Below are 11,791 nucleotides of genomic sequence, written 5' to 3'. Positions count from 1 at the left end.
ATGGAGTACGCGCGGCTCGGCACCTCCGGCGTCAAGGTGTCCCGGATCTGCCTGGGCATGATGAGCTACGGCAGCCCCGAACACCGCCCCTGGCAGCTGGACATCGACGCGGCGCGGCCGATCGTGCGCCGGGCGGTGGAGGGTGGGGTGACCTTCTTCGACACCGCCGATATGTACGCCATGGGCCGCAGCGAGGAAATCACCGGCGAGCTGCTGCGCGAGCTGTTCCCGCGCCGCGAGGACTATGTGCTGGCCACCAAGGTGTACTCCCCGATGGGTCCCGGCCCCAACGACCGGGGGCTGTCGCGCAAGCACATCATGGCGGGCATCGACGCCTCGCTGCGGCGGCTGGGCACCGACCATGTGGACCTCTACCAGATCCACCGCTTCGACCCAGAGACCCCGGTCGAGGAGACCATGGAGGCACTGCACGACCTGGTGCGGGCGGGGAAGGCGCGATACATCGGGGCGTCGTCGATGTGGGCGTGGCAGTTCGCCATGTGCCAGTACACAGCCGCCTCGCACGGCTGGACCCGGTTCGTGTCGATGCAGAACCACTACAACCTGCTGTACCGGGAGGAGGAGCGGGAGATGAACCCGCTCTGCCTCGACCAGGGGGTGGGGGTCATCCCCTGGAGCCCGCTGGCGCGCGGTCTGCTCGCGGGTAACCGGGACCGGGACCGCTCCGGCCCCACCACCCGCGCGCGGAACGACGCGATGGTCGAGAAGTGGTACGCGGACGCCGAGTTCGACATCGTGGACGCCACCCGCGCGGTGGCCGCCGAGCGCCGGGTGGCCCCGGCCCGGATCGCCCTGGCCTGGCTGCTGGGCAGACCCGCGGTGACGGCGCCGATCGTGGGCGCGACGAAGGCCGCGCATCTGGACGACGCGGTGGCGGCGGTCGATCTGGAGCTCGACGAGGCCGAGGTGGCTCGGCTGGAGGCGCCCTACCGGCCGCGCCCGGTCATGGGCCACCGCTGACCCACGGCGGTCAGTCGGCGGTCAGTCGGCGGTCAGTCGGCGGTCAGTCGGCGGTCAGTTCATCGGCGAGCCGAGCGGCGGGCTGTCCATGACCACCAGGAAGCTGGTGACCGGCAGCGCGCTGTTCTGCCGCCGGGAGCCATAGGCCGTGGTGGGGTCGGTGGTGACGAAGGGCGGCGAAGGGCGGGCGCCCGGCGTCCAGTTGTCGTCCTGGGAGACCGCGAACCGCCCCATGTCGGCCTTGTCCCGGCCGTTGGAGACGGACAGGTTGGACCGCAGCCGGGCATGGGAGCCGTCGAGGTCGTAGCCATCGTCCCGGTTGCCGAAGGCGGTGGTGCGCTGGATGCGGAGGGCGCCCTTGTTGCCGCCCGCGTCAAAGCCGCTCTTGCTGTTGCTCCAGGCGGCCGAGGTCCGTACGACATGGGCGGGCGAGGGCGCGGGGACACGGTCGGCGCCGAGCTGGAAACCGCTGCCGTTGCCCTTGAAGCCGGGGATCTGCCAGCGGTTCTCGCCGTTTCCGTACGCCCAGGAGTGCTCGATGGTGACGGGGCTGGCCCACATCCACAGATCCACGCCGTCGTCGCTGTTGTGGTAGAGCCGGGAGCCGGTGATCACATTGCCCTTGCCGGAGCCGTGGGTGATGGCCAGGCCGTCGGCTCTCTGCCCGCCGGTGGCGTCGTCGTGATTGCCGAAGGAGTCCAGGTTCCGGATGAGATTGTCGGTGGTGCCGCCGCCGCGCAGGGTCAGTCCGGTGTCGCCGTTGCCCCGGGTGGTGAGGTCCTCGAAGACGCCCTCGGAGCAGGAGGTGCACACCAGCCCGCCGCCGGGGGCGTTGCGCAGTTCGAGACCGGAGACGGTCCAGTAGTCGCCGCTGAGCGCGACCAGGGTGGAGCCGGTGCGGAGCCGGGAGCCGTCGATGCGGACCTTCTCGCCTTCGTACGGCCGCAGTTCGACCCGCTCGCGCCGGGTGCCGTCGACCGAGCTGTGCAGGGTACGGCCCGGGTAGTAGGTGCCGCCGCGGACCTCGATGGTGGTGCCCGCCTCGGCGACCGAGAACGCCTTCTCCAGCGTCCGGAAGGGCGACGTGAGCGTGCCCGTCCTGCTGTCGCTGCCGCTCGGGGAGACATAGACGGTGCTGGGCACGGCCTGCGCACCCTCGGGGGAGGCCGTGAGATACACCCCGGCCACGGCCGATGCCACGATGACCGCGCTGCCCAACGGCAGCGTGCGGTCCTTGCGGCGGCGGTGGCGGCCCCGCTTTCGCCTCACCCTCATGGCAACTCCTGTTCTGCGTCGAGAGAACGGACCGGGGGATCAGGACCGGCCGTTCCGTGCGTAGTTGCCGCCAGTCCAGAGTAGGTTGCCGCCGTCTCGAGGATTCTTAGATTACGAAAATGAACCTCCCTGGGGATAGGGCTCGGCAAGTCTTGATCGTTTTGTGGCCGATCCTGTTCGGCACCTACCCGGCCCGCACGATGCCTACTCGGCCCGCTCATAGGCCTGGATCGACACGGTCTCGCTGACGATGACGTCGGTGAGCCGGAACCGGCGAGGTGCGAAGTCACCGCCGAACAACGGGATTCCGGACCCGACGGCCACCGGATTGACCTTCAGCACCAGTTCGTCGATCTCCTCCGCCAGGGTGCGGGCCAGACCGGCACCGCCGCAGAGGTAGATGTCCATCCCCTCCTCCCGCTTCAACTCACGGATCGCGCCCACCGGGTCGTCGGCGATGAGCGTGACCGCCGGGTCCGGGCTCGTGCCCATGGTCGAGGAGACCACGTACTGCCGCAGCCGCGGATATTGGTCGGTCAGCCCCATACGGGCACCGACCTCATAGGTCGCCCGGCCCGAAACCACGGTGTCGAACCGGACGTTGGCCACCTCGGGCCCGATCCCGTATGCCTCCAAGGCGGGCGCCGGAAGGGCCTCGGGGAAGTGCTTGACGATCAGATCCGAGTAGTCGTCGCCCGGACGGAAGAAGTCGAACGACCCGTCGGGCGCCGCGATGAAGCCGTCCAGGGTGACCGCCACGTAGTACACCAATTTACGCAAAACGCGCCCCTCACTCACTCGCAACCACTCCGTTTGGAGTACTTGAACTGTAGTACTCTGCCTGTAGTGGTTGCAAGAGCCTTTTCAGGAAGCAGGAAGGGAGAGAAGCGATGAGCAGGAATCCGGCCCGGCGCGCGGCGCTGATCGACGCCGCCATCGAGGTGCTGGCCCGCGAGGGCGCACGGGGGCTGACCTATCGCGCGGTGGACACCGAGGCGGGCGTACCCCCGGGCACCACGAGCAACTACTTCACCAATCGCGACGATCTGCTGACCCAGGTGGCCCCGCGGGTCCACGAACGGCTGACCCCCGACCCGGACGCGATGGCCGAGACCATGAAGGCGCCCCGGAACGCGGCGCTGGAGGCCGAACTGCTCCGGGGCACGATGAACCGTATCTCTGAGGACCGCAGTGGCTATCTGGCCCTGATGGAGCTGCGATTGGAGGCCACCCGACGGCCGCGGCTGCGCGAGGAGCTGACGCGGACGATGAACGCGACCCTGGAGGACAACATCCGCTTCCACATGGACGCGGGGCTCCCGGGCGACGAGACCACGGTCGTCCTGCTCTATCTGGCGATGACCGGGCTGCTCATCGAACACCTCACGCTGCCGGAGGCGTTGGCGCCGTTCACCCCGGACGGGGTGATCGAGGCGCTGGCGTCGCGGGCGCCGCCTCAGGACGCGTAGCCCTCAGGGCGTCGAGTCCTGAGGGCTTGGAGATCTCAGGGACCTCAGACCTTGTAAACGTCAGGGCTTGTAGACCTTGCCCGGCTCCGCCGCGGCCGGAGCCAACAGCTGGCCGACGGTCACCACCGTGTAGCCCCGCTTCTTCAGCGCCTTGAGGATGCCCGGCACCGCCGGGACCGTGCCCTTGTAGATGTCGTGCAGCAGGATGATGCCGTCGCGGTCGGTCTGCTCGAGGACCCGCTTCTTGATCAAGGCGGAGTCGGTGGTCTGGTAGTCCTTCGCGGTGACGCTCCACAGCACCTGGGCCACCCCCAGCTCCCGGCTGATCTTGGAGACCCGCTCATCGGTGCGGCCCTGCGGCGGACGCATCAGCAGAGGCGTCCGGCCGGTCAGCTTCTTCACGGCCTTCTGCACCCGGTTGATCTCGGAACGGACCACATCGTCGTCGGACTTGGTCAGGATCTTGTGCGACCAGGTGTGGTTGGCCAGTTCATGCCCCTCGTCGGCGATCCGCCGCACCAGGTCGGGGTGCTTTTCGATGTGGTTCTTGCCGAGCATGAAGAAGGTCGCGTGGACCTGGTTCTTCTTGAGGATCTTCAGCAGCCGCGGGGTGTTCTCACTGGGACCGGCGTCGAAGGTCAGGGCGACGCACTTGGCCTTCGAGCAGTCGACGACCTTTTTGCCGTCCGCCGTGTCGACCGGTGTGTTCTTCGCGTCCGCCTTCGACTGCTGATCCTTCACCGCGTCCTCTCTGGCGCTGCGCGGTGCGGTGGTGTCGTAGGAGGCGCCACAGCCACTGAGACTCAACGCCAGGGTCACGGCCGTCACCAGCCCGGATATACGGCCTATTCGCCTCATGAAGAACCCCGCTTGATGAAGTTGTGCGATCTATGCCGGTTTCGCCGCGGTCAGGTCGCTCCGCGGTCAGATAACGGCACATGCGCGCTGTAGTGGTCGGTATGACGTCAACAGGCACCGAAAGATGCCTTGTTGGCAACATGGTCGATCACTGTACATGCGAGGTATACATCTTGCGCATAGAGGGGTGGGTCGAGGCGGGCGCCATCAAATCGCTGGACGTCACGCGTGTGCTGGCGACACTGAGTCCGAACGGGATCCATCACGCGCTCACGGGAGGTACCGCCCATGCCCGCTCCCCGCACCGTCCTTCTCACCGGCGCCGCCGGCGGTATGGGCAGCCGGATGCGCGAACTACTGCCGCAGTACGGCTATGAGCTGCGGCTGCTGGACCTCGTCCCGATCGAGGGCGCGCCGGACGCCATCACCGCGGACCTGGCGGACAAGGACGCGCTGCGCGAGGCCGTACGGGGTGTGGACGCGATCGTGCACTTGGCGGGCATATCCGTCGAGTCCACGTTTGCGAAGATCCTGCGCGCCAACATCGAGGGCACGCACAACCTTTACGAGGCGGCGCGGGAGGCGGGGGTCCGCCGCGTGGTCTTCGCCTCCAGCAACCACGCTGTCGGCTTCACCCCGCGCCCGGTCGCCGAAGGCGATCCACGAACCCCTGTCGGCACCCGGCACCGGCCCGACACGTTCTACGGGCTGTCGAAGGCGTTCGGTGAGGACCTGGGGTCGTACTACTGGGACAAGTACGGCATCGAGTCCGTCGCCATCCGCATCGGCTCCTGCGACCCGGAGCCGCTCACGGTGCGGATGCTGTCGACCTGGCTGAGCCCGGCCGATGCCGCCCGGCTACTGCACGCCGCGCTGAGCGCGGAGGACGTCGGCTTCCGGGTGGTCTACGGCAGCTCAGCCAACACCCGTCTGTGGTGGGACCTTTCGTCCGCGCGCGAGCTGGGGTACGAGCCCCAGGACAACGCGGAGGCGTACGCGGCGAAGCTGATAGCGGAGCAGGGCGAGCTGGTGCCGGGAGATCCCGACACCGATCACCTCGGTGGGGACTTCTGCACCAACCCGCCCGTATGGGACCGCTTCTAGTCGTTGGCCGCGAACCCTACGAACGAAGACCGTCTGGGCGGAGATCGCGGCGGACCAGGGCCCCTGATTGGCCCCACTGTCGGCCGACAGGCTGGTAACTGCTTTCGGTCCGACTCCCCCGAGCGACATACTGGCGCCGTGAACGGGACTGCATTTGTGGCACTGGCCGACCTCACCCACAACCATCAAGCCTTCGATGAGCTGCGCCGAACCTTCGCAACCGTTCGCGTGGCAACTGCCCGGGAACGGGCGATCGCCGAGTTGAAAGCCCTGGGCTCCGACGTCACGGCTGCCGTCGTCGGAATCAAGGAGCGGATCGACGCTGATGTGCTCGACGCCGTGCCGGAGCTGCGTGTGGTCGGCTCGGTGGGGGCGGGCACCGACCATCTGGACCTGGCGGCGCTCAGGGACCGGGGGGTGCATGTGGTGACGACTCCGGGTGTGAACGCGGTGTCGGTCGCGGAGCACGCGCTGATGATGATCCTCGCGCTGGCCAAACGGGCACTTCCGGGTCATGCCGCGGTGCTGTCCGGGGAAGACCGCGCCGGGATGGCCGAGTCTCCGTTCGAGCTGCGTGGGCGGCGGGTCGGGATCCTGGGAGCGGGGGCAACGGCCCGCGCCCTCCTGCCCATGCTGCACGCGCTCGGCACCGAACCGGCGGTGTGGACCCGCCGCCCTGAGCGCCACTCCGACCTTCCCGTGATGGAGGAGTTGGAGGAGCTGCTCAGGCGCAGCGACATCATCAGCGTGCATCTCCCGCTCACCGACCGGACCCGCGGATTGCTCGGCCCCAAGCTGCTGGGGCTTCTGCCGCCGGGTGCTCTGGTGGTCAATACCGCGAGGAAGGAAATCTTCGACCTCGCGGCGCTTCGTGCGGTGGTCTCCGAACGCGAGGATCTGCGGTTCGCGGTGGACGATTTCGGACTGGCGGCGGACGGCACCACGTCGTCCCTCGGACCGTCAACGCTGTGGAGCCCACATGTGGCTGGGGTGACGGTGGAAGCGCTCCGCGCCATGCAGGAAACGGCGGTGCGTGGGGTAGTGGAAGCCATGGCTGAACCCGCCGCGTGAGCCTCAGGGAGCGTCCGTAGTGACCTGGTTAGACCATCTGAACACGTTCTTCGGGATCGTCGGCTTCGTCATCACGGTAGTGACACTGGTCAAAGTGCAGTCCGTGCACCGCGCCCAGGCGGAGGAACGGACGTTGTTGCGCAGGCTGTACGGCACCGACTCGCTCGCCCGGCATCTCAGGTCCGCTGCCACGTTCTTGAGACAGGGAAATGAGAACGATGCCCGTGCGCTGGCCGAGGAACTGGTCAGGCTCTGTGGTCAGATAGAAGGAATCAGCCGGGCGCTGGATTCGATGAACCGGACGCGCGGTGGGACCGGCCGACAAGAACTTCAGTTGGTCGACAAGGGCTACTACACGCCCGCATTCCTCAGTCGCGCGGTGAATGACGCGCAGTACAAGGTCGACTTCCTGATCTATCGAAACCTTCAGTTCACCAATGTCGACCTGCTGGAGTCCATGGAGCTGGCGGCAAAGCGGGGCGTGCACATCCGTATTCTCGGTCTCTCTTCGGCCGCGGAGGAAAGCGTCCTGGAGCAGGCGTCCTTGGTGCTGCCGTGGCCTCAGGCCCCCGCCCAGACCTTGCGACGCCAGCTCGCGGAGTCGGAGGAGCGAATCAAGAGCATCGTGGCCGGATGGAGCGAGCAGGCGCGGCTGCGGTTCGAGTACCGCGGCTATACGGTCGTTCCGAACGTTCACTTCGTCCGTATGGACGGCCTGGTGAGGCAAGGGTTCATCGGCACCCTCTCACCTGCCCAGCCTGCCCGGCTGGAGGACCGCGGCTATGTGGAACTGCCCATCCGGAGCGAACCGGGGGCGACCCTGTCACGCCATTTCGACCAATTGTGGGTGCGCAGCGCCGCAACAACGGTGTCCGGTGGCTAGCACGACGCGTTCGGGCCTTGCTGCGCCGTTGGCACCAAACCGCGGCGCGCGGCCTCCGCGCCGGGCTGAAACCCGTCGTACTGCCCACAGCGTGCGGCAGCCGCGCCGATCACGGTGGAAACCACCTGGTGGTAAGGCATCCCCTGGTCGAGAGCGAAGCACCAGGGAAGGTAGCTGGGGTGGTCGGTCGACCTGCGCATACCGGGCATTGCGTTGACGTCGATGACATACGGTTTTCCGTCGTGATCGATCAGCACGTCGACACGCGCCCAGTCGCGTACGTCGAGTATCCGGCAGGCTTCCAGAGCCGCCGCGACCGCCTCGCGCGTGACCTCATCATCGGGTGCGGGGGCGAGCGTCGAGGTGATGCGCTCACGCTTCGTGGTGACGTCGAGAAAGTACTGCGCGTCCGGTAACACCACCTCTGCCGGTGCGGCGATCCGGTCGCCGCCGTTGCCGAGGATGGCCACGGTCAGCTCCCGGTGTCGTTTCCACTCCTCCACGAGAAGGCCCGGAGTCCGCAGTGCGGCGCGCAGGGATGAAAGGTCGTCGCACTTCACCACGCCGACACTCTCGGCTCCCGCCACGGGTTTGACGACCAAGGGGAGACCCAGTCGGGCCACCAGGCTGCGCGGGTCCATTTGATGGTCAGCCAGTGCGTAGGCCGGGGTCGGTACACCGGCCTTGGCGAGAAGCCGCTTGGCATTCCCCTTGTGCTGGGCAGCCAGACCGGTCGAGCCCGACCCGACCAGCGGAACTCCCCAGGCTTCCAAGGGTTCGATCAGCGATTCGGCGCTGGACAGCCGGCGACTGTGCGGAAAGGCAAGCAGGCCGGGGCGATCACGGTAGCGCTCCAGGTCATGGACGGAGCGAACAAGCTTCGATTCGGCACGAATACCGCATAAGACCATGGCGTTCACCACGGACTCGACCGCCTCCTCGTCTCCCCAGCCGTCGAGGGGGTCAAGACGTTCGGCGCGCAACACCACCACGTGTATGTCGTCCACAGCGCTCCTTGTCAACAGCCTGCGGCTGCGGTCATCTGAAGGGGGTTGAGCCCGGAATGCAGAAAGCCGTCGCCGGCGAGGGCGATGGCCGATGGATTGGCGAAATGAACGCTTGAGAGGTTCGGCTCGATACGTTTCACCCGGTGGCCCCGGCGTTCCAGCGCGGCGCTCACCTCCGCGGGGAAGGAGCCGTCCAGGAGCACGGTGTCATCACTCATGACGTCCAAGCGCGGGGCTGCGACGGCCTCCTGGACCGTCAGGTCATGGTCCAGGGCGTAGGCGACGACCTGCGCCACCGCCGCGGAGATCCTCCGTCCGCCCGATGCGCCCACCGCGAGCACAGGACTGCCGTCCGGCCCAAGGACGATCACCGGGCTCATACTGGATTGCGGACGTCTGCCGGGGCCCACGGAATTAGGGTGCCCCGGGAACGGGACGAACGCGAACATCGCGTTGTTCATCAGCATGCCCGCCTCGGTGGTCACCGTCGAACCCCACGCCGCGAGGATCGTCTCGGTGAGGCTCACGACCATGCGGTCGCCATCCACCGCACACACATGCGCGGTCTGCTCCTGCCCGGGACTCGACGATGGGTCGTCCCTGGCTCCCGGCGGGGCCCAGGACGCGTCCTCCCAACTGTCGTCGCGCTTCCGGGGGTCGATGCTCGCCGCGATGTCACGGGCGAGGCTCTCCGGGCTCGTCTCCAGCGGCACCTGGTCGCCGAAGCGTCGCTCCTCCACCCGGCGGCATCTCCGCAGGGCCTCGATGACAAGATGAAGCCGCTCCGGGGCGAACGGAGCGAACCCGGCCAGGTCCAGTCGGCCCAGGACGGCGAAGAAGGCGCCGTACACACCGCCGTGAGCCGGGCCGAGCACGGTGTGGTCGCGGAACCGCACAGCCTGGGGGGCATTGCCCCGGGGACGGTATTCCATGAGGTCATCCGCCGTGATCACGCCGTTGCCCCGCGCGGCCTCACGGACCAGGGCCGGGCCCGCCGAACCGCGCAGATAGCCCTCCATTCCTCCCTCAGCCACTTCTCGGAGGGTTCGGGACAGAGCGGGCTGCCGCAGCACATCCGCGGCACCGACCAGCGGTGGCCGGTGCGGATAGCGCCCGTCACGCAGAAAGGTCCGGGCCGTGGTGTCATGCGCGAGGAGGAATTCAAGATGGGCTCCCTGCATCATCGAGGTGTGCCAGTCCATCTCGAAGCCGTTCTCGGCGAGGGCGATACTCGGCGCGATCAACTCTGCCCAGGGAAGGCGGCCCAACTCCCGGTGCGCCATGGCCAGGCCGGGAATTGTTCCGGGAACGGCCATGCTGCGGTGGCCGATCTCGTTGGCCCGGTCCTGAACTCCCTGCCACCCCAGCAATCCGGCAACGGCGTCGGTGGCGGGGTAGAAGCTGTCGGTGACCGCGTGGGGCGCCTCGCTGCGGTAGTCGAGGGTGTACGGCTGGCCGTCAGGCCGCCATACGGTCAACACACCGCCACCGCCAATACCCGTCGCGAAGGGCTGCACCACTCCGGTGGCGAGGATCGTCGCGATGGCGGCGTCCAACGCGTTGCCGCCGTGTCCGAGGACGCGCGCCCCCGCCTCCGCCGCCAGCGGGTGCCGAGCTGTCACCAGGCCACGCCGTACCCGCAGGGATGGCTTGGCTTGTTCCCAGGAGCTCTGGCTCTGCGGCATGGCTGCATTCTGACCGACCGCTCGATCGACGACCAGATGCCCTTCGCCGGAGACCGCGCGGGAAGATCCCGACCCGCCTGCGGCCGGTGTCAGAGAGGACTGACAGCCCGTTGAGCACGGTGGCGCCCTCGTGGAGCAGCAGGTGTGTACGCGGCGAAGCTGATCGCGGAGCAGGGCGAGCGGGTGCCGGGAGATCCCGACACCGACCGCCTCGGTGGGGACTTCTGCACCAACCCGCCCGTGTGGGACCGCTTCTAGTCGTTGGCCGCGAACCCTACGAACGCGGCCCACGCGTCGGCCGTGAACGTGAGGACCGGGCCGGTGGTGTCCTTGGAGTCGCGGACGTGGATGTTGCCGGGGCAGGCGGCGACCTCTAGACAGTCACCGCCTTGGGCACCGCTGTAGCTGCTCTTGAACCAGTCGGCGGCGACCTCGACGCATGCGCCGCCCTCGCTGCCGCTGTAGCTACTCTTACGCCATTCCATGGCGACCTGGACGCAGTCCCCGCCCTCACCGCCGCTGTAGCTGCTCTTGAACCACACCAGTCGGTCTATGCCATTACTCATAGCTCTCCCAGCAGCTTCTCAATGAAGACCAACGACTCCCGTGGGTTGAGAGCCTGCGCCCGGATGATCCCATACCGCGCCGCAACGGGGCGGACATCTTCTCGGTCAGTGAGCAGTGTGCTGTGCCCCTGACATTCGAAGTAAGCGAGCTGCTCACCCCCCTTGGGCGTCATGAGGGTCAACGGCCCATCGACACCCGCGTTGTCCTCACGGCTTTGGGGCATCACCTGGATCTCTACGTTGCGCTTCTCGCCGATGAGCAGCAGCTGCTCGAGTTGCCCTCGCAGCACCTGCTTGCCACCAAACGGCTTGCGCAGGACGGACTCCTCGATCACAAAGCCCAGCAGCGGTGCAGGCCGCACACTGAAGATCGCCTGCCGCTCCATCCGTGCGGCGACCCGTTGATCAACGATCTCCTCATCCAGCAGAGGGCGGTCCATCCTGAAGATGGCCCGTGCGTATTCCTCTGTCTGCAACAGCCCCTTGAGCACATGGGTGTCGTACGCGTACAGCTCAACCGCTTCCGATTCGATCCTCGCGGCATCGCGGAAGAACGCGGGATACCGCGCGTGCGCCGCCTCCTCCTTCATGGCCTTCAGGAGGCCACCGGCCTCCAGCACCTCATCCGCCTTGTCGATCAACTCCGGCTTCGGAATGCGCCGTCCGCACTCCACCGACGCCACCTGTTCCGTGCTGTACCCGACGCGCGATGCCAGCTCCGCTTGGGTGAGTCCGGCACGCTCGCGTAACAGCTTCAGTTGCTTGCCGAGGCCCCTCAGGAACGCCGAGCTATCCGTCCCCGCCATCGTCAATCCCTCCCATCCGCACCTCGCGTGTCCGTACAGGGACTGTCCGTACACGCGCGCTTCCTGGTCAGGCTAGGCACGGCACC

The 11,791-nt window shown here is 67.4% G+C and carries 12 protein-coding genes; 5 read left to right on the top strand and 7 right to left on the bottom strand.

The genetic code is table 11. From position 1 onward, the window contains the following. A complete protein-coding gene (locus JK363_RS11135; protein WP_201874342.1) occupies positions 1-981 on the top strand; it encodes an aldo/keto reductase in 981 nt (326 codons plus the stop codon). A 54-nt stretch (positions 982-1,035) separates the two neighbouring features. Here JK363_RS11135 and JK363_RS11130 read toward each other — a convergent pair whose 3' ends face one another. Both JK363_RS11130 and JK363_RS11125 read right to left on the bottom strand, forming a co-directional pair. Beyond that, complete coding sequence (locus JK363_RS11130) at positions 1,036-2,256, bottom strand: right-handed parallel beta-helix repeat-containing protein (RefSeq protein ID WP_201874341.1); 1,221 nt, start codon at positions 2,254-2,256, stop codon at positions 1,036-1,038. 204 nt (positions 2,257-2,460) lie between these two features. Beyond that, on the bottom strand, positions 2,461-3,036 hold the full coding sequence (locus tag JK363_RS11125) for a dihydrofolate reductase family protein (protein ID WP_201874340.1): 576 nt from the start codon (positions 3,034-3,036) through the stop codon (positions 2,461-2,463). Positions 3,037-3,146: 110 nt separating this feature from the next. Here JK363_RS11125 and JK363_RS11120 point away from each other — a divergent pair, with 110 nt between their 5' ends. Further along, on the top strand, positions 3,147-3,725 hold the full coding sequence (locus JK363_RS11120; RefSeq protein ID WP_201874338.1) for a TetR/AcrR family transcriptional regulator: 579 nt from the start codon (positions 3,147-3,149) through the stop codon (positions 3,723-3,725). A gap of 60 nt (positions 3,726-3,785) precedes the next feature. Here JK363_RS11120 and JK363_RS11115 read toward each other — a convergent pair whose 3' ends face one another. Beyond that, positions 3,786-4,583, bottom strand: coding sequence for a polysaccharide deacetylase family protein (locus JK363_RS11115; protein ID WP_201874336.1), 798 nt, complete (start codon positions 4,581-4,583; stop codon positions 3,786-3,788). Positions 4,584-4,871: 288 nt separating this feature from the next. Between JK363_RS11115 and JK363_RS11110 the strand changes: the two genes are divergently transcribed. From JK363_RS11110 to JK363_RS11100, 3 genes are all read left to right on the top strand, one after another. Further along, complete coding sequence (locus JK363_RS11110; RefSeq protein WP_201874334.1) at positions 4,872-5,687, top strand: NAD-dependent epimerase/dehydratase family protein; 816 nt, start codon at positions 4,872-4,874, stop codon at positions 5,685-5,687. Positions 5,688-5,825: 138 nt separating this feature from the next. Continuing rightward, positions 5,826-6,758, top strand: coding sequence for an NAD(P)-dependent oxidoreductase (locus JK363_RS11105; protein ID WP_201874332.1), 933 nt, complete (start codon positions 5,826-5,828; stop codon positions 6,756-6,758). A 19-nt stretch (positions 6,759-6,777) separates the two neighbouring features. Continuing rightward, complete coding sequence (locus JK363_RS11100) at positions 6,778-7,641, top strand: hypothetical protein (RefSeq protein WP_201874330.1); 864 nt, start codon at positions 6,778-6,780, stop codon at positions 7,639-7,641. Here JK363_RS11100 and JK363_RS11095 read toward each other — a convergent pair. The 4 genes from JK363_RS11095 to JK363_RS11075 form a co-directional block, all read right to left on the bottom strand. Then, complete coding sequence (locus JK363_RS11095) at positions 7,638-8,648, bottom strand: D-alanine--D-alanine ligase family protein (RefSeq protein ID WP_201874328.1); 1,011 nt, start codon at positions 8,646-8,648, stop codon at positions 7,638-7,640. The genes JK363_RS11100 and JK363_RS11095 overlap by 4 nt on opposite strands. A gap of 11 nt (positions 8,649-8,659) precedes the next feature. Beyond that, positions 8,660-10,333, bottom strand: a complete 1,674-nt coding sequence (locus JK363_RS11090) for a gamma-glutamyltransferase family protein (RefSeq protein ID WP_201874326.1) — start codon at positions 10,331-10,333, stop codon at positions 8,660-8,662. A 254-nt stretch (positions 10,334-10,587) separates the two neighbouring features. Continuing rightward, positions 10,588-10,899 (bottom strand): DUF397 domain-containing protein, encoded by a 312-nt coding sequence (locus tag JK363_RS11080; protein ID WP_201874324.1) that lies wholly within the window; start codon positions 10,897-10,899, stop codon positions 10,588-10,590. Further along, entirely contained in the window at positions 10,896-11,705 is an 810-nt protein-coding gene (locus JK363_RS11075; RefSeq protein ID WP_201874323.1) for a helix-turn-helix domain-containing protein, read from the bottom strand. Before JK363_RS11075 ends, JK363_RS11080 begins: the two co-directional genes overlap by 4 nt. Positions 11,706-11,791 lie beyond the last annotated feature (86 nt).

This window comes from Streptomyces coffeae (genome assembly GCF_016741875.1).
In the GTDB taxonomy this organism is placed as follows: Bacteria; Actinomycetota; Actinomycetes; order Streptomycetales; family Streptomycetaceae; genus Streptomyces; species Streptomyces coffeae.
Note: the sequence above shows the minus strand (reverse complement) of the source record. Positions and strands in the feature narration are given on the sequence as shown.

Bases quoted from the DNA above. Each gene is read 5' to 3' on its own strand.
- JK363_RS11130 (WP_201874341.1), bottom strand. From the start codon at position 2,256: ATGAGGGTGAGGCGAAAGCGGGGCCGCCACCGCCGCCGCAAGGACCGC.
- JK363_RS11110 (WP_201874334.1), top strand. From the start codon at position 4,872: ATGCCCGCTCCCCGCACCGTCCTTCTCACCGGCGCCGCCGGCGGTATG.
- JK363_RS11090 (WP_201874326.1), bottom strand. From the start codon at position 10,333: ATGCCGCAGAGCCAGAGCTCCTGGGAACAAGCCAAGCCATCCCTGCGG.
- JK363_RS11075 (WP_201874323.1), bottom strand. From the start codon at position 11,705: ATGGCGGGGACGGATAGCTCGGCGTTCCTGAGGGGCCTCGGCAAGCAA.
- JK363_RS11115 (WP_201874336.1), bottom strand. From the start codon at position 4,583: ATGAGGCGAATAGGCCGTATATCCGGGCTGGTGACGGCCGTGACCCTG.
- JK363_RS11135 (WP_201874342.1), top strand. From the start codon at position 1: ATGGAGTACGCGCGGCTCGGCACCTCCGGCGTCAAGGTGTCCCGGATC.
- JK363_RS11080 (WP_201874324.1), bottom strand. From the start codon at position 10,899: ATGAGTAATGGCATAGACCGACTGGTGTGGTTCAAGAGCAGCTACAGC.
- JK363_RS11120 (WP_201874338.1), top strand. From the start codon at position 3,147: ATGAGCAGGAATCCGGCCCGGCGCGCGGCGCTGATCGACGCCGCCATC.